Raw genomic sequence first — 17,550 nt, 5'->3', positions numbered from 1 at the left:
AACAGCGATTGTAAATTGGTCTTACCAATTAACCAAGACGCTAGCAGTGCCTGACCAACAACAATTAGGGGCCACCCCATTATGCAAACCTGGCAACAGCTCTATAGCCCGCTTGGCAGCCTCGGCCTGTCCGCCCTCGCCGCCGTTATTCCGATCGTGTTCTTCTTCCTGGCTCTGGCCGTGTTCCGTCTCAAAGGACACGTCGCCGGGAGTATCACCCTGGCCTTGTCGATCCTGGTGGCGATCTTCGCTTTCAAGATGCCCGCCGACATGGCCTTCGCTGCCGCTGGCTATGGATTTGCCTACGGTCTGTGGCCCATCGCCTGGATCATTGTCGCCGCCGTGTTCCTCTACAAGCTGACCGTGAAGAGCGGCCAGTTTGAAATCATCCGCAGCTCGGTATTGTCGATCACCGACGACCAGCGCCTGCAGGTGCTGCTGATCGGCTTCTGCTTCGGCGCCTTCCTCGAAGGTGCGGCAGGCTTCGGCGCACCGGTGGCGATCACCGCCGCCCTGCTGGTGGGCCTGGGCTTCAACCCGCTGTACGCCGCCGGCCTGTGCCTGATCGCCAACACCGCGCCCGTGGCCTTCGGCGCCCTGGGGATTCCGATCATCGTCGCCGGCCAAGTGACCGGCATCGACGCCTTCAAGATCGGCGCCATGACCGGTCGCCAACTGCCGTTGCTGTCGCTGTTCGTGCCGTTCTGGCTGGTGTTCATGATGGACGGCCTGCGCGGCGTCAAGGAAACCTGGCCTGCCGCCCTGGTCGCCGGCCTGAGCTTTGCCGTGACCCAGTACTTCACCTCGAACTTCATCGGCCCGGAACTGCCGGACATCACCTCGGCCCTGGCCAGCCTGATCTCCCTGACCCTGTTCCTGAAGATCTGGCAGCCCAAGCGCACCGCCGGCGCGCAGATCGCCGGTGCCACCTCCAGCGCGGCCGTGACCGCCAGCGCCGGCGGCTTCGGCCAGCCACGCAGCACCGTCGCTTCGCCCTACAGCCTGGGGCAGATCTTCAAGGCCTGGTCGCCGTTCCTGATCCTCACCGTGCTGGTGACCATCTGGACCCTCAAGCCCTTCAAGGCGATGTTCGCCGCCGGCGGCTCGATGTACAGCTGGGTGTTCAACTTCGCCATCCCGCATCTGGATCAGATGGTGATCAAGATGGCGCCAATCGTGACCACGCCGACCGCCATCCCAGCGGTGTTCAAACTCGACCCGATCTCCGCCACCGGCACAGCGATTTTCTTCTCGGCGCTGATCTCCATGCTGGTGCTGAAGATCAACATCAAAACTGGTCTGACCACTTTAAAAGAGACCTTCTACGAGCTGCGCTGGCCGATCCTGTCCATCGGCATGGTGCTGGCGTTCGCCTTCGTCACCAACTACTCGGGCATGTCCTCGACCATGGCCCTGGTACTGGCGGCCACCGGCGCGGCGTTCCCGTTCTTCTCGCCGTTCCTCGGCTGGCTCGGGGTGTTCCTCACCGGTTCCGATACCTCGTCCAACGCCCTGTTCAGTTCGCTGCAAGCCACCACCGCGCACCAGATCGGGGTCAATGACACCCTGCTGGTAGCGGCCAACACCAGCGGCGGCGTGACCGGCAAGATGATCTCGCCGCAATCGATCGCCGTGGCCTGCGCCGCCACCGGCCTGGTGGGCAAGGAATCGGACCTGTTCCGCTTCACCCTCAAGCACAGCCTGTTCTTTGCCACTATTGTCGGCCTGATCACCCTGGCCCAGGCCTACTGGTTCACCGGCATGCTGGTGCACTAAGCAACACCGAAAGAACCGACGCCGCCTTCACCCGCGGCGTCCGCATTCACCACCCGGTCTGCAAGGCTGCTGAAAGCTTGCTGGTTTATCTTTCAGCCGCCGCAACGGACGAATAACCGGGACCACCCGGAGACACGCCTGATGAGCGAGCTTTTCTACAACGCCGTGCCCAATGCGACCCGCGTCGCACCGCCGCTGGCCGAACCCCGGCAGTACCCCAGCGCGAAACCTGCGCGGGTCTACCTGTTCGGCACCTGCGTGGTCGACCTGTTCTATCCCGAAGCCGGGATGGATGCGATTCACCTGCTGGAACGCGAAGGCATTCGCGTGGACTACCCGCAAGGGCAAAGCTGCTGCGGACAACCGGCCTACACCTCGGGTTACACCGAACAGGCGCGCACCGTGGCCCGCTCGCAACTGGCGCTGTTTGCCGGTGACTATCCGGTGGTGGTGCCCTCGGGTTCCTGCGCAGGCATGCTGCGCGAGCATTACGCGGACTTGTTCAAGGACGAGCCCGAAACCCTGAAACAGGTGCAGGCCCTGGCTGCCCGCACCTATGAACTGGCCGAGTTCCTGCTGCACGTGTGCAAGGTGCAGCTCAAGGACAGCGGCGCGCCGGTCAAGGTGGCCCTGCACACCTCCTGCTCGGCCCGTCGGGAAATGAACACCCACCTGCACGGCCGTGAGTTGCTGTCACAGCTGAGCAACGTGGAACGGGTAGAACACAGCCACGAAAGCGAATGCTGTGGCTTTGGCGGGACTTTCAGCGTCCGAATGCCGGACATCTCCGGCGCCATGGTCGCGGACAAGACCCGCGCGCTGAAGGAATCCGGCGCGCACCAGGTACTGAGCGCCGACTGCGGCTGCCTGATGAACATCAACGGCGCGCTGGAAAAACAGCAAGAGGCATTGCGCGGCCAGCACTTGGCGAGCTTCCTCTGGCAACGTACCGGAGGTGCACAATGAGCACCCCCGAGCTGATTCCGACCACCACGGTGGCGGACGATTTTCGCACCCGGGCCCACCAGGCCCTGGGTGATAAACAACTGCGAAACAACTTTCGCAGCGCCATGGATTCACTCATGGCCAAGCGTGCGGCTTCGTTCAGCGATGCCCACGAAAGAGAACACCTGCGCGCCCTGGGCAACGCGATTCGCGCCCGGGCGTTGTCCAAGCTGCCCGACCTGCTCGAGCGCCTGGAACAGAACCTGACCCGCAACGGTGTGACAGTGCACTGGGCGGAAACGGTGGACGAGGCCAATGGCATCGTCCTCTCGATCATCCGCGCTCACGAGGCGCGGCAAGTGATCAAGGGCAAATCGATGGTCAGCGAAGAGATGGAAATGAACCATGTCCTCGCTGAACAAGGCATTGAATGCCTTGAGTCGGACATGGGCGAGTTCATCGTCCAGCTCGACCACGAGAAGCCTTCACACATCATTATGCCGGCGATCCACAAGAATGCCGGTCAGGTCGCGTCCTTGTTCCACGACAAACTCGGCGTGGAGTACACCAAGGACGTTGACCAACTCATTCAGATCGGTCGCAAGGTGTTGCGGCAGAAATTCTTCGAAGCCGACATCGGCGTCTCCGGCGTCAACTTCGCCGTGGCCGAGACCGGCACCCTGCTGCTGGTGGAAAACGAAGGCAACGGGCGCATGTCCACCACCGTGCCGCCGGTGCACATCGCCGTCACCGGGATCGAGAAAGTCGTCGAGAACCTGCGCGACGTAGTGCCGCTGCTGTCGCTGCTAACCCGCTCGGCCCTGGGCCAGCCCATCACCACCTACGTCAACATGATCTCCGGCCCGCGCAAAGAGCATGAGCTCGATGGCCCCCAGGAAGTGCACCTGGTGCTGCTGGACAACGGCCGCAGCCAGGCGTTTGCCGACAGCGAACTGCGCCAGACCCTGAACTGCATCCGCTGCGGCGCCTGCATGAACCACTGCCCGGTCTACACCCGGGTCGGCGGCCACACCTACGGCGAGGTCTACCCGGGGCCGATCGGCAAGATCATCACCCCGCACATGGTCGGCCTGGCCAAGGTGCCGGACCACCCCAGCGCCTCGTCGCTGTGCGGTGCCTGTGGCGAAGTGTGCCCGGTGAAGATCCCGATCCCGGCGTTGCTGCGACGCCTGCGGGAAGAGAACGTCAAGGCCCCGGACAGCCCTCATCAAGTGATGCGCGGCCAAGGCAGCAAGTACTCGCGCAAGGAGCGTTTCATCTGGAACGCCTGGGCCCGCCTCAACAGCTCGCCGACCCTGTATCGCCTGTTCACCCTGGCGGCCACCCGGCTGCGCGCCCTCACCCCGAGCAACGTCGGCCCCTGGACGCAGAACCACAGTGCGCCGAAACCCGCCGCCCGGTCGCTGCATGACCTGGCCCGTGAGCACCTGGACAAGCAGGGAGACCGCTGATGAGCGCGAAACACAACATTCTCGCCAAACTGCGCAACAGCCTGACCGGCACCACGCCGATTGTGGATAACTTCGACGAGACGCTGGTCACCGAGCCTTACCGCTACACGGCGGAACAACGCATCCCACAGCTACGCAAGCAGATGGAAGCGGTACACACCGAGATCCACCTGAGCACCGGCGCCGACTGGCCGGAACTGCTGGGCCGGCTGTTGCAGGAACGCCAACTGCCCAGCCTGCTGATTGCCCCGAGCACGCCCCACGGCCAGCGGGTCACCCAGCACTGGGCCGAGCACCCGCACCTGCCGGCGCTCAAGGCCTACGACCGGCCGGTGGAAGAATGGAAAGCCGAGCTGTTCAACGACACCCCGGCCAGCCTCACTGGCACCCTGGGCGCCATCGCCGCCACCGGCAGCCTGATCCTCTGGCCGACCCGGGAAGAACCGCGGCTGATGAGCCTGGTGCCGCCGGTGCATTTCGCCCTGCTCAAGGCCAGTGAGATCCGCGACAACTTCTATCAGGTGCAGCAACAGATGAACTGGGCCGCCGGCATGCCGACCAACGCGCTGCTGGTGTCCGGCCCGTCGAAGACCGCTGATATCGAACAAGTCCTGGCTTACGGCGCCCACGGCCCGAAAGACCTGGTGGTGCTGATCCTGGAGGACCAATGAGCCTACCGGTCGCTTTTCTGCGTGATGCCCAGCAACTGATTCCCCAGGAGCGGCGTTTCGACGACCCGCTCTCGACCCTGGCCTTCGGCACCGATGCCAGCTTCTACCGGCTGATCCCCAAGCTGGTGATCCGCGTCGAATCCGAAGACGAAGTGGTCGCCCTGCTCCAGCTGGCCCAGCGCGACCGGGTGCCAGTGACCTTCCGCGCCGCCGGCACCAGCCTTTCCGGGCAGGCCATCAGCGACTCGGTGCTGATCGTGCTGGGGGATAACTGGAACGGCAAGGAGATTCGCCACCAGGGTACGCAGATCCGCCTGCAACCCGGGGTGATCGGCGCCCAGGCCAACGCCTGGCTGGCGCCGTTCGGGCGCAAGATCGGCCCCGACCCGGCCTCGATCAACGCCTGCAAGATCGGCGGCATCGTCGCCAACAACGCCAGCGGCATGTGCTGCGGCACCGCGCAGAACACCTACCACACCCTGGCCGGCATTCGCCTGGTGCTGGCCGATGGCACGCGCCTGGACACCGAGGACGCCGCCAGCGTCAGCGCCTTCCGCGCCAGCCATGGCCCGTTGCTGGAGCGCCTGGCCGAACTGGGCCGCAGCACCCGCGCCAACAGCGAGCTGGCGGCGAAGATCCGCCACAAGTATCGGCTGAAAAACACCACCGGCCTGTCCCTCAATGCCCTGGTGGATTTCGACGAGCCGCTGGAGATCCTCAGCCACCTGCTGGTGGGTTCCGAGGGCACCCTGGGCTTTATCAGCGCGGTGACCTATGACACGGTGATCGACCACCCGAACAAGGCCTCGGCGCTGATCGTGTTTCCCGATGTGGACACCTGCTGCAACGCGGTGACCGTGCTCAAGAGCCAGCCGGTGTCGGCGGTGGAACTGCTGGACCGCCGCAGCCTGCGCTCGGTGCAGGACAAGCCCGGCATGCCGGCCTTCGTCCAGCAACTCTCGGCCAACGCCTGCGCGCTGCTGATCGAATCCCGCGCCGCGTCCTCGTCGCTGCTGCACGAGCAACTGGCGCAGATCATGAGTTCCCTGGCCGCCTTCCCGGTGGAAAAACAAGTGGACTTCACCGAAGACCCGCAGGAAAACGCCAAGCTCTGGGCGATCCGCAAGGACACCTTCCCGGCGGTGGGCGCGGTGCGCAAGACCGGCACCACGGTGATCATCGAAGACGTGACCTTCCCCGTGGAACAGCTGGCCATCGGCGTCAACCGCCTGATCGAGCTGTTCGACAAACACCACTACGACGAAGCGATCCTGTTCGGCCACGCCCTGGAGGGCAACCTGCACTTCGTCTTCACCCAAGGCTTCAACAGCAGCGAGGAAGTGAACCGCTACCAGGCGTTCATGGACGACGTGGCGCAACTGGTGGCGGTGGAATTCGGCGGTTCACTGAAGGCCGAACACGGCACCGGACGCAATATGGCGCCCTTCGTCGAGCTGGAATGGGGCAGCGACGCCTACCAGTTGATGTGGCAGCTCAAGCGCCTGCTGGACCCCAACGGCATCCTCAACCCGGATGTGGTGCTCAGCGAAGATCCGCAGATCCACCTCAAGCACCTCAAGCCGCTGCCGGCGGCCGACGAGATTGTGGATAAGTGCATCGAGTGTGGCTTCTGCGAGCCGGTGTGCCCGTCCAAGGGGCTGACCCTGAGCCCGCGCCAGCGCATCGTCATCTGGCGTGATATCCAGGCGCGTAAACGCGCCGGCATCGACACGTCCGAGCTGGAAGCGGCCTATCAGTACCAGGGCATCGACACCTGCGCCGCCACCGGCCTGTGCGCCCAGCGCTGCCCGGTGGGCATCAACACCGGCGAGCTGGTGAAGAAACTGCGCAGCGAGCACGCCACCCATACCGGCACCGCCGACTGGCTCGGCGCGCATTTCGCCAGCACCTTGCAGGGCGCCCGCTTCACCCTGCACGTGGCCAACGGTGCGCGCATGCTCCTGGGGGCGCCGCGCCTGAGCAAGCTGTCGGCGAGCCTGACGCGCCTGTCCAAAGGCCGGGTGCCGCAGTGGAACAACGCCATGCCCCAGCCGAAAAAGGCCATCCGCTTCAGCCCGAGCGTCAGCGATGCGCGGCCGCGGGTGGTGTACCTGGCGGCCTGTGTGTCCCGGGTCATGGGGCCAGCGGCGGGGGACAAGGAACAATCGTCGCTCTACGAAAAAACCCGCGGCCTGCTGGAAAAGGCCGGCTATCAAGTGGTGCTGCCGGACAACCTGGACAACCTCTGCTGCGGCCAGCCGTTCGCCTCCAAGGGCTACGCCACCCAAGCCGAGGACAAGCGCCAGGAACTGATCGGCGCCCTGCTCCACGCCAGCCGTGGCGGCCTCGACCCGATCTACTGCGACACCAGCCCCTGCACCCTGCGCCTGGTGCAGGACCTTGGGGACGTGCGCCTGGACCTCTACGACCCGGTGCGCTTCATCCGCACCCACCTGCTGGAGCGCCTGGAGTTCACCCCGCAAGAAGCGCCGATCGCCGTGCACGTCACCTGCAGCACCCAGCACCTGGGCGAGAGCCAGGCACTGATCGAACTGGCCCGGCGTTGCAGCAACAACGTGGTGATTCCCGAAGGCATCCACTGCTGTGGTTTCGCCGGCGACAAGGGCTTCACCACCCCGGAACTGAATGCCCACTCCCTGCGCAGCCTCAAGGACGCGGTGCAGTACTGCAGCGAAGGCATCTCCACCAGCCGCACTTGTGAAATCGGCCTCAGCCAGCATGGCGGGATCGACTATCACGGGCTGGTCTACCTGGTGGACCGGGTCACCCGGGCCAAGGTGGCCTGACCTCAGGGGCGGGATAACAAGGGGCGGTTTCGCCCCTTTTCTGTGCCTGCTTAAACGCAATAACGGCGGCAGCGTTTCATCGCAAAAAAAACCGAACCCCAGCACCCGGCCAGGGTCCATCTTCTAGGCCCGCACCCAAAGGGCTTCGCCCCACTCGGCCGCCTGTCCTGTTGACCGGCAGCACCGAGCCCCTGCAATCAAGGAGATCACCATGAAGCGTTCCGCACTGGCTGGACTGTTCATTACCGCCGCGATGCTGGCCTCCCCGGTGTTTGCCGCCGGGCAAGAGGACCTGTGCCAGATCAACCTGCAAAAGATCAAGGATGCCAAGGTCAGCACCGAAGCCATGAGCTCGGACCTGAGCAGCGACATCGACGCCAAGGTCCAACAAGCCACCGCCGAACAGGCCAAGGGCACCGAGCAAGGCACCAAGAACTGCATCTCCCTGACCACCCAGGCCATCCAGCAATTGCAGAACAACACCAAGGGCGATCAGTAGGCCGATGCACAGGGCCAACCTTCGGGTTGGCCTTCTGGCCTCGGTTAGCGTAGAATCCGTCCACCTGTTGGTAATGCACAACAGGTTCGGGGCCGTTTAGGATTCGACGCCGGTTGCGAAACTTTAGGTGCATGCCGAGTTGGTAACAGAACTCGTAAATCCACTGTTGCAACTTCCTATAGTTGCCAATGACGAAACCTACGGGGATTACGCTCTCGCTGCGTAAGCAGCCTTAGCCCTTCCCCCCTGGTACCTTCGGGTCCAGCAATCATCAGGGGATGTCTGTAAACCCAAAATGATTGTCATATAGAACAGAATCGCCGTGCAGTACGTTGTGGACGAAGCGGCTAAAACTTACACAACTCGCCCAAAGCACCCTGCCCGTCGGGTCGCTGAGGGTTAACTCAATAGACACGGCTAAGCATGTAGTACCGACAGCGGAGTACTGGCGGACGGGGGTTCAAATCCCCCCGGCTCCACCAAATGAAGCAGTACAAAAAAGGCACTTAGCGTTTATCGCAAGTGCCTTTTTTGTGTCTGAATGGTCTATTTTGGCTCAGTAATTTCAGCTTAATGACGGCTTCAGCGGACAAGCTGAGCGGCATTAAATCTAAAGCTGTTCGTGGCAAAAACTTCACCGCGCTGACGGTGGCGGCCCCGTTACATCCTAGAGAATCCCTGAACTGAGGGGACGGCTGTCGAGCGCAATGGCCCCTTTTCCTGCCTGTGCATCACTCCGGATTCACTAAAGACCTTGGAAGCACATTGCGTTACGTCTTTCAAATTCCACCGATGACAGCTGATTGTTGAATCCATGACGGTGTTTTGCGCTGCTGAACATCTCGATGCAATCGATCAGTCGCTAAAAGCGCCTTGCCGCGCAGTGTAGATTTTCCGCTTGATTCGCTCCCGCTCTAGAAGTTGGAAAAGGCTCTCGGCTACGGCGTTGTCATTACAGTTGCCACGGCGACTCAAGATGGCAACCCAATTGTTCGCCTTCAAAAAACTTCGCCAGTCGGTGCAGCAGTACTGGCTAGCTTGGTCGGAGAGCCCCATCACCTCCTGATTCAGTTTACGCCTCCAAATGGCGTCAATACCGCATCAATGGCCATCTGCAACTTCATTTGACCAGCCAACGACCTGACGAGCAAACAGATCAAGCAGCACAGCCAAATACAGCAAGTCTTCATAGGGCGATAGCCATACACTACACCGCTTTCCAGCCACGAATGCTTGATTAAACCCAGCAATCGCTGATCGTCTTGAGCACGTGCAGAATGCAACTCAGGCAATCAGGCGTAATACCCCACAGGGAAGGGTTTTTAACGCCTGGCAAAGCCGTCGAATGGAACAACCGCCCACTCACTGATTGATAAGAACGTACTTCAGCCGAACTGCTTGGCAAAGTACGCGGCGGCCTTTTTAGGATGCCCTGCTTTTCGATGACCTGCTTGAGTTTCGCTCAACGACGGTGTAGTTCTGCGTTCTGATCATCGTCTTGCTGTCGTTCTTGTTCAGATTTGCTGCAGTGCTTTATCCAGGCATAGAGGCTATGCGTCAACACGCAAGGTGGGGCGGGTGCTACATCTGTAACAGGCAACTTCTTTTCATTCACTCAATTGACCGCTTGGATTTTGATTTCTTCGGGATAACGCGACTTGCTCATAAAGGCATCCTGACAGGCCTCATTTTAAGGCACATAGGTATCTACAGAACCCGGAGCGATTCAAGCCCGGCGACTTGTGATATATAGCTGCGCTGCCCGATCTGGCCAAGTGCGGCCGACATTGCTGAAACCGAGGACGAAGTGTGAATCATCAAAAGGAAATTCTCCCCCTCACAGGGTTGAGATTCGTTGCAGCGTTATACGTTTTTGTATTTCACATCCAAATTCGCTGGCCCGTGACCGAGATGACATTCCTGAAGAACATCTTCAACGAAGGGGCTATTGGGATGAGCGTGTTCTTCATGCTCTCCGGGTACCTGTTGATGATGACATACACCAACTTCGAAGGCGGTATCAGAGAGTACTTCGTCAATCGTTTCGCTAGGATCTACCCGGTCTACTTCGTAGCAGGACTTGTTACGCTGCCATGGTTAGGAATCAGCCTAACCGGCGATACAGCAGCAATGCTGCTCTCAGGGTTCCAAATGGTGTTCATCTTCATCGCCAACATTTTCCTGATACAGGCTTGGTTCCCGCAACTTTTCAGCCATTGGAACAATGGCGGCAGTTGGTCGATTTCGGTAGAAGCGTTCTGCTACGCCATGCTTCCCTTACTCGTCAAATTCATCAATCGATCATCCAGTCGAGCGGTGCTGATGATCATCGTCGCATGCTATTGCTTGTCTCTGATGCCAGCGATATCGGTGAAATTATACGGTCAGTACGGAATCCCCGTGTTTTACGCGATGCCTGTCTTCCGCTTCCCCGAATTCGTCATCGGCGCCTGCGTGTACGTATTGGTAAAAAGGCATCCGCTGCCGCCGTCAATATGGATCTTTCACCTAGCCTGCGTCGCCGCCCTGTTTGCCTACCTGGGACACTTCGGAGCGGTCATGCCGATCTATACCGGGCACAACTGGATAGTTATACCTGTAGTCGCAATCACTCTGTGTACACTGGCCGCCGGACGCGGCCCTATCGCCTGGATCCTGTCACGTCCACTATTCGTCTGGTTCGGCAAGATCAGTTACTGCTTCTACTCCTTCCAGGCACTAATAGGCCTTTCACTGATCAGCTATCACTCTGAGTTAACGGCGATGTTCCCGGTGTTTGTTAATGGAAAGATTCTGATTGTCTGTGCGTTTGCATGCCTCACCGCACTCTCTGCCTGCGGGTACTACCTGATTGAGGAACCAGTCAGGCGGATAATCAGAAACAGGTGGTCGTCCGCCAATCAGAAACTTGACCCTCCGCAAACTACTCCACAGACAGCACCTGAGCAAGAACGCAGCTCTGGCTGGAACGGCGCAGTCTAGGCAGGAACAAACCGCCAGACGGCAGCTCACTAGTGGTGCTTCATTCCGTTGTTCTGAAATCCAAGCCGACGCTACTGGGCGCTGCGCGCTGTTTGGGAGACCACTTCGGACTGAGGCCATTCGCACAATTGCTTCATGTAAACCAGAAACTCGGCGGTCAGCACGATCTGCCGAGCTTTTCCTGAATGCGGTTGGGCTTCTTCAGCGCTCCGACATCACCACCATCACCTCCGCATCCTCATCCCCTTCCGCCAGATAGATATGGCCGACGCTGCTGTTGAAGTACGCCGTCTCCTGCGATCCGATGCTCACCGCCTCTCCGGTCTCAAACTGAATCCGCACCCGCCCCGACAGCACCAGGGCAAATTCCTGCCCGGGGTGGCGGATGTAGTCCTCGAACTGCTGCAGCTCGCGGGCAAAGATCCGCGCATACATGGGGGTCATGCTGCGCCCGGGGAAGTCGCCGGCCATGGGGTGGTAGTCGTAGTTGCCGGTGCTGTAGCCGGGGGCGTCGGCGATAGTGGTGCTGACCACGGTCGGTTGCACCTGGGTGCTGCGGGTCTGGGTCAGGTTCGGCGCCGGGGTGAAGAGCTGGGCGATGTCGACGCCCAGGGCGCGGGCCGCGGCGGCGAGCTTTTCGTAGCTGACCGAGACTTGGGCCAGCTCCATTTTCGACAGGGTCGACAGCGCCACGCCGGAGCGTTCCGAGAGCTGCTTGAGGGTCAGCTTCTGGCTTTTGCGGATGGTCCGCAGGCGGGCGCCAACCTGGGTTCGGTCGATCAGTGGATGGGCGTGGGAGCTCAAGGCGGGCTGGGCTCGGTCGGAACTCATTGGGGCTCTCTGTCAGGCAAATAAGGGCAACCGCGACGCTGGCCGGGGCACGTGGCGAAATATTAACCCAGGACCCCGGGTTGACTGGAAAATTCTCATATCTTACATTTCTCGTATGTGAGAATTTTAACCCCTGTCATTTTCCAGCGCTTCAGGAACCCCGGCATGCACGCGAACCAATGCTTCGACTTCGTCATCATCGGCGCCGGTATTGCCGGTGCTTCCCTGGCCTACCGCTTGGCCGGGCAGGCCAGCGTGCTGGTGTTGGAGCGTGAATCGCAGCCGGGCTACCACTCCACCGGGCGCTCGGCGGCGATGTTCATGGAGGCCTACGGCACTCCGCAGATCCAGGCCCTGACTCGCGCCAGCCGGGCTTTCTACCAGCGGCCGCCGCAGGGTTTCTGCGAACATCCGCTGATGGAACCCCGTGGCTGCCTGTACGTGGCCAGCGAGGAACAGCTGGAACAGTTGCAGCAGACCTACGACGAAACCCGCGCCCGCTCCGCCAACGTGCGCCTGATCACGGCCGAGCAGGCCCGGGCCCTGGTGCCCTGCCTGCGCCCCGACGCCGTTGCCGGGGCGATGCTGGAAACCGCCGCCCAGGACCTGGACGTGCACGCCCTGCACCAGGGTTTCCTGCGGGCCATGCGCCGGGCCGGGGGGCAGCTGGAGTGCGACATACAGATCGTCGAAGCCAGCCGCGAAGACCGCCACTGGAACCTCACACTCAGCGATGGCCGTTCCCTGCAGGCGCGCAATCTGGTGAACGCTGCCGGTGCCTGGGTCGATGAGGTGGCCCAGCTGTGCGGCGTGGCCCCCATCGGCCTGCAACCCTGCCGGCGCAGCGCCTTCACTTTCGACGGTCCGCCGGATGAAGACTTCAGCCGCTGGCCGGCGGTGATCGGCATCGACGAAAGCTTCTATTTCAAGCCCGACGCCGGCCAGTTGCTCGGCTCCCCGGCCAATGCCGACCCGGTGCCGCCCCAGGATGTGATGCCCGAAGAGCTGGACATCGCCACCGGCATCTACCACATCGAGAACGTCACTTCGCTGAGCATCCGCCGCCCGCGCCACAGCTGGGCCGGCCTGCGTTCCTTCGTCGCCGACGGCGATCTGGTGGTGGGCTGGGATGACAACTGCGAAGGCTTTTTCTGGCTCGCCGCCCAGGGTGGCTACGGCATCCAGTCGGCGGCCGGCGTGTCGCAACTGGCCTGCGCCCTGCTGCTGGGCCACCCGGTCCCCGAAGAACTGCTGAGCCAGGGCGTCGATGCCCTGGCCCTGGCCCCCGCTCGCTTGCGTTAACCCACCCAGCCCACGAGGCCCTTGCCATGTCCACTGATATCCAGCGTTACCCCAGCCACCTGCCCTACCCCTTCTCCCGGGCGATCCGCGTTGGCGGCTTTCTGTTCCTCTCCGGCCAGGTGCCCATGAGCGCCGAAGGCGAAGTGGTGCACGGCGACATCCGCGTGCAGACCGAGGCCGCCATGGCGCGCATCGGCGAAACCCTGGCCGCGTGCGGCGCCAGCTTCGACCAGGTGGTGAAGAGCACCGTCTGGCTCACCGACATGCAGCACTTCGCCGGCTTCAACGAGGTCTACCAGCGCCACTTCAAGAACGGTTTCCCGGTGCGCTCCACCGTCAGCGCCCAACTGGCGCTGGGGGTCGATGTCGAGATCGAAGTCCAGGCCTGGGTCGGCGAAAACTGAGTCACCCGCCCCAGCCCTCAAGTGCGATGCCCAGGACCGCCACGCCAATAGATGACGCGGCCGTCCACCCTACATAACAACAACAAATCGAGGCTAATCGTCATGAAAGAAAGTCTGAAGATCGCCGGCGCCTTCGTCGGTGTGATTGTCGGCGCGGGGTTCGCCTCCGGTCGTGAACTGCTGTTGATGTTCGTCGACTTCGGCGCCTGGGGCCTGGCGGGCGCGGTGGTCAGCGCGGCGCTGTTCACCTTCCTCGGCATGGCCCTGGCGAGCATGGGCAGCCGCCTGCGGGCGGCGTCGCACAAGGACGTGGTGCAGGCCCTGTGCGGCAAGCACCTGGGCGCGCTGGTGGACCTGATGATCACCTTCTTCATGTTCGCCGTGACCGTGGTGATGCTGGCCGGCGGCGGTGCCTTGCTGGAACAGCAGTTCGGCATTCCAGCCATCGCCGGCAGCGTGCTGGTGACCCTGATCGTGGTCGCCATCGTGTGCCTGGACGTGCACAAGGTCATCGGCATGATCGGCGCGGTGACGCCCTTCCTGATCATCACCGCGGTGGGCGTGGCCCTGTATGGCGCCGCCACCCGCGACCTGAGCTTCGGTGAACTCAATCAACTGGCGGCCAAGCAAGAAGCCGGCGCCAGCCACTGGCTGCTGGGCGCCTTGCTTTATGTGTCCTACAACATCGTGGCCGGGGTGCCGATCCTGGCGATCATGGGCGGCGCAGCCAAGGGCGAGAAACAGGCAATGTGGGGCGGCATTTTCGGCGGCGCACTGCTGGGCCTGCTGATGCTGGTGATGAGCCTGGGCCTGCTGTCGCGCCTGGACAGCGTGGCGGACCTGCCGATGCCCATGCTGTCGATCGCCGGCGAAGTCTCCCCGGCCCTGGGGTTGCTGATGGCGCTGATCATCTTCTGCATGATCCTCAACACCGCCGTGGGCACCTTGTACTCCTTCTCCGCGCGGCTGTTTCCGGCCGGCACCCGGCAGTTCCGCCTCGGCTCCATTGCCGCCGGCGCCCTGGCGTTTGTCGGCAGCCTGGTGGGCTTTATCAGCTTGGTGGGGCAGGTCTATCCGTTCTTCGGCTACCTGGGGTTCCTGCTGATTGCCGCGGTGGTGATCGGCTGGCTGCGGCCCCGGCGGGTGGTGGTGGCATAAGCACTTGATGGCTCTGGCACCCGGGAGGTATCCAGGTGCCTTGAGCTCAACCCAGCCCTGTAGGAGCGAGCTTGCTCGCGAAACTCCCGAGAGCGCCGCGTTCCCTCAGCGAACCCGCGTTATCGTTGACGTCCATCGCGAGCAAGCTCGCTCCTACAAGGCTCATGGCGGGAAAGGTCAAGCCGGCCCGGACAGGCCCCTCTCCATGATCAGCGTCAGCTCATCGCCCTCGTAATGCTCGCGTACCCGGACAAACCCCAGGCGTGCATAAAAGCCTTCGGCGGTGACCGATGAGGGCACCACCAGCGAGGTCAAACCCGAGTCCAGCGCCGCCTGCTCGACCGCGGCCATCAGTTGCCGGCCCAGGCCACAACCGTGGTACGCCGGATCGACAAACACCGAACGCACCGCGCGCCCGTCGAGGCTGGCGGTGCCCAGCAGTTTCCCGTCCACCAGGGCGACGAACATTTGCCGACGCCGCATCAGTTGCAGGACGGCGTCCGGGGTAAAGCTGTCTTGCACCCGCTCGATCACATGGGCGGGATAGTCCTGGGCATTGCTGGTGAGCAGGGCCGCCAGGATCACTTGGCTGACCCGCGCGGCATCGGCCTCTAGGGCCGGACGAACTTGGCATTCCATGACCACTCCCTGGTTTCAACGCGGATCGCAGGGGCCAAAAATACGACCCGCACCACTCGCTGCCAAGGACTTACTGCAACTGAAACACCAAACAGGGATTGTCATTCAACCGCCCTTCATACACCGGCTGCTGGTTTTCCAGCGAGGTGCCCTGGAGCTTCTCTCGATCCTTGCGCGCCACGATCACCCAGGAGCCATGGGGCAGCGCGTCCAGTTGCCCGGGGGCGTCGCCGCTGACAAACAGCGGCTGTTCGTCGTGGTCCAGGTTCATCATGTAGCGCACCGCCCAGGTGTCCTGGCCCAGGTTGAAGAACACCAGGGGGCCGTGTTCGGCCGCGCGCAGCTGCTCCACGTCGGTGACGAAGCCCCGGGTGTCGAATTGCCGGTCCTTGGCCGGGTCCACCACCGCCACCAGCAGGGTCCATTGCGCCGCCAGGGCCAGGGCGCTGAGCAGCACCAGGCGCCGCCCGAAGCTGCCCCGAGTGTGGCGCCAGCAGTACAGCGCCAGCAGTTGCAGCAGGGCAAAGATCGCAATCAGCAACGGCATCGACACCGGCGGCCAGTAACCGTGCTTGTGCCAGCTGTGTTTGAGCACGAACAGCACCAGGATGCACAGCCCCGGCAGCAGCCCCACCAGCCACAGGTAGGCACTGCGCACCTTGCCCATTTGGCCCCGAACCATGAGCAGGCCGTAGGCGGCCACCGCGGCGAACATCGGCACCATGGGCAGGATGTAGTAGGCGCGCTTGAAGTGCGGCACCGACAGCCCCAGCAGGATCATCAGGCCGCAGGCGCCGAGCCGCAGCACCAGGCGCAGTTGCGGGTCGGCATGGCGCCGGAACACTTGGCTGCGCAGCATCCACAGGGTCACCAGGGCCAGGGGCACCACCGGGAAATAGCGGTACAGCGCCAGCTGGAAGTAGAAGTAGAACGGCTCGCCACTTTCATCCAGGCGCCCGCTCACCTGCATGTTGTAGACCTGATGGACAAAGGCCTCGCCGCCGCTGACATAGGCCAGTTGCATCAGCAACCACCAACAGCCGGCCAGCACCAGCAGGCCGCCGCAGCCGTAGCCGAGCACGCGCTTGAACAAGGTCCGGCGCGCCTCCTGGGTGCGGCTGTCTCCCAGCAGCCAGTAGGTACAGACCACGCCGCAGACTTCCACCAGCCCCAGCGGCCCGCGAATGGCGAAGGCCAGGACGAACAGCGGCAGCACCAGCCATGGCCGCAGCCGCGAGCCGCGCTGCTCGCTGCTGTGCAGCAGGTAGAACGCCCCCAGGCACAGCAGCGAGATCATCTGGTCCAGGCACACCGAACGGGACTTGTCCAACAGCTGGCTGGTCAGCGCCGTCAGCAGCACCGCGAGCAGCGCCCAGGTGCGGCCCATGGGTGCCAGCAAGCGGTACAGCAGCGCCAGTACCCCCGCCGAGGCCAGGGCCGTGGGCAGGACATTGGCCAGGTGGTTGGGCGCGCCGAACAGCTGGGCGCACAGGTAGCTGAAATAGGTCGCCGTGCCCGGGTAATCCGGATACGGCTGGCCATAAGTGGTGGGGAACAGGCTCGGCCCGTGGCGGAACATTTCCTGAAGAAACAGCGCCCAGCGCCCGTCGAACCCCTGGGGTGGCTGGTCCCAGATGCCAAAGGTGAACAGCAGCAGGGCTACCAGGTAGATCCCCCAGGACTCAATCCCGAAACGCGTTTCTCGAACCATCTTCGCCCCGTCAGAAAGTGCCGCGCCATGGGCCCGGCGTAAGGCTGGACATGGTGCGCGCGCAACCCCTGAACGGTGACTGAACGAGGATAAAAAACCCGCCTGCCCCACCGACTGTCACCGACTTGATGATTGCCGGCCGAACCTCCGGCGTCTTCAAGATCGCTACGTCTCCTCCGGAGCCGTTCGCAGCCTGCGGCAGCGGCAACACAAAGCCGCCTGTAGCCGCTGCTGAGCCCGCGAAGCTGCGAAAAGGACCGCAGGGCCTTGCTTGGCGATTGACCGGCGAACCTCTGGCGTCTTCAAGATCGCTGCGTCTCCTCCGGAGCCGTTCGCAGCCTGCGGCAGCGGCT

General features: G+C 62.6%; 13 protein-coding genes, 1 other RNA gene and 1 pseudogene. 11 read left to right on the top strand and 4 right to left on the bottom strand.

Translation table 11 applies throughout. From position 1 onward, the window contains the following. The first annotated feature begins 81 nt into the window (after positions 1-81). The 7 genes from LXM55_RS30920 (at position 82) to ssrA (ending at position 8,652) form a co-directional block, all read left to right on the top strand. Positions 82-1,776 carry a lactate permease LctP family transporter gene (locus tag LXM55_RS30920; RefSeq protein WP_233323901.1) on the top strand — a complete coding sequence of 565 codons (1,695 nt, stop codon included), beginning with the start codon at positions 82-84 and terminating at the stop codon, positions 1,774-1,776. 141 nt (positions 1,777-1,917) lie between these two features. After that, positions 1,918-2,742 carry a (Fe-S)-binding protein gene (locus LXM55_RS30915; RefSeq protein WP_060837473.1) on the top strand — a complete coding sequence of 275 codons (825 nt, stop codon included), beginning with the start codon at positions 1,918-1,920 and terminating at the stop codon, positions 2,740-2,742. After that, positions 2,739-4,193 (top strand): LutB/LldF family L-lactate oxidation iron-sulfur protein, encoded by a 1,455-nt coding sequence (locus tag LXM55_RS30910; protein WP_060837472.1) that lies wholly within the window; start codon positions 2,739-2,741, stop codon positions 4,191-4,193. The genes LXM55_RS30915 and LXM55_RS30910 overlap by 4 nt, the downstream gene beginning before the upstream one ends. Further along, positions 4,193-4,864, top strand: coding sequence for a LutC/YkgG family protein (locus tag LXM55_RS30905; protein WP_233323900.1), 672 nt, complete (start codon positions 4,193-4,195; stop codon positions 4,862-4,864). Before LXM55_RS30910 ends, LXM55_RS30905 begins: the two co-directional genes overlap by 1 nt. Then, positions 4,861-7,671: an FAD-binding and (Fe-S)-binding domain-containing protein gene (locus LXM55_RS30900; protein ID WP_233323899.1), complete on the top strand. Its 2,811-nt coding sequence runs from the start codon at positions 4,861-4,863 to the stop codon at positions 7,669-7,671. The genes LXM55_RS30905 and LXM55_RS30900 overlap by 4 nt, the downstream gene beginning before the upstream one ends. A 211-nt stretch (positions 7,672-7,882) precedes the next feature. Next, a complete protein-coding gene (locus LXM55_RS30895; protein WP_047335671.1) occupies positions 7,883-8,170 on the top strand; it encodes a hypothetical protein in 288 nt (95 codons plus the stop codon). 88 nt (positions 8,171-8,258) lie between these two features. After that, positions 8,259-8,652, top strand: a transfer-messenger RNA (tmRNA) gene (gene ssrA, locus LXM55_RS30890). 263 nt (positions 8,653-8,915) lie between these two features. Here the strand turns inward: ssrA and LXM55_RS30885 are convergent. Then, a pseudogene (locus tag LXM55_RS30885) lies at positions 8,916-9,785 on the bottom strand (DDE-type integrase/transposase/recombinase). A 194-nt stretch (positions 9,786-9,979) separates the two neighbouring features. Between LXM55_RS30885 and LXM55_RS30880 the strand changes: the two are divergent. After that, positions 9,980-11,152, top strand: a complete 1,173-nt coding sequence (locus LXM55_RS30880; RefSeq protein WP_233323898.1) for an acyltransferase family protein — start codon at positions 9,980-9,982, stop codon at positions 11,150-11,152. Positions 11,153-11,353: 201 nt separating this feature from the next. Here the strand turns inward: LXM55_RS30880 and LXM55_RS30875 are convergent, their stop codons facing one another. Continuing rightward, positions 11,354-11,983: a helix-turn-helix domain-containing protein gene (locus tag LXM55_RS30875; RefSeq protein WP_233323897.1), complete on the bottom strand. Its 630-nt coding sequence runs from the start codon at positions 11,981-11,983 to the stop codon at positions 11,354-11,356. A 165-nt stretch (positions 11,984-12,148) separates the two neighbouring features. Between LXM55_RS30875 and LXM55_RS30870 the strand changes: the two genes are divergently transcribed. The 3 genes from LXM55_RS30870 to LXM55_RS30860 all read left to right on the top strand — a co-directional run bounded on the left by LXM55_RS30870 (position 12,149) and on the right by LXM55_RS30860 (position 14,847). After that, positions 12,149-13,285 carry an NAD(P)/FAD-dependent oxidoreductase gene (locus LXM55_RS30870; protein ID WP_233323896.1) on the top strand — a complete coding sequence of 379 codons (1,137 nt, stop codon included), beginning with the start codon at positions 12,149-12,151 and terminating at the stop codon, positions 13,283-13,285. A gap of 26 nt (positions 13,286-13,311) precedes the next feature. Next, complete coding sequence (locus tag LXM55_RS30865; protein WP_025131445.1) at positions 13,312-13,689, top strand: RidA family protein; 378 nt, start codon at positions 13,312-13,314, stop codon at positions 13,687-13,689. Positions 13,690-13,791: 102 nt separating this feature from the next. Continuing rightward, positions 13,792-14,847 carry a YkvI family membrane protein gene (locus LXM55_RS30860; protein WP_233323895.1) on the top strand — a complete coding sequence of 352 codons (1,056 nt, stop codon included), beginning with the start codon at positions 13,792-13,794 and terminating at the stop codon, positions 14,845-14,847. 177 nt (positions 14,848-15,024) lie between these two features. On the opposite strand, the gene LXM55_RS30855 is transcribed toward LXM55_RS30860, so the two are convergent. Together LXM55_RS30855 and LXM55_RS30850 are read right to left on the bottom strand one after the other, a co-directional pair. Continuing rightward, complete coding sequence (locus LXM55_RS30855; protein WP_233323894.1) at positions 15,025-15,486, bottom strand: GNAT family N-acetyltransferase; 462 nt, start codon at positions 15,484-15,486, stop codon at positions 15,025-15,027. 70 nt (positions 15,487-15,556) lie between these two features. Next, positions 15,557-17,197, bottom strand: a complete 1,641-nt coding sequence (locus LXM55_RS30850) for an ArnT family glycosyltransferase (RefSeq protein ID WP_233323893.1) — start codon at positions 17,195-17,197, stop codon at positions 15,557-15,559. Positions 17,198-17,550: the final 353 nt, after the last annotated feature.

It is taken from the genome of Pseudomonas sp. Au-Pse12 (assembly GCF_021341665.1).
Taxonomy (GTDB): domain Bacteria; phylum Pseudomonadota; class Gammaproteobacteria; order Pseudomonadales; family Pseudomonadaceae; genus Aquipseudomonas.
The sequence above is the reverse complement of the archived record's forward strand: the minus strand, read 5'-3'. Positions and strand labels throughout refer to the sequence as shown.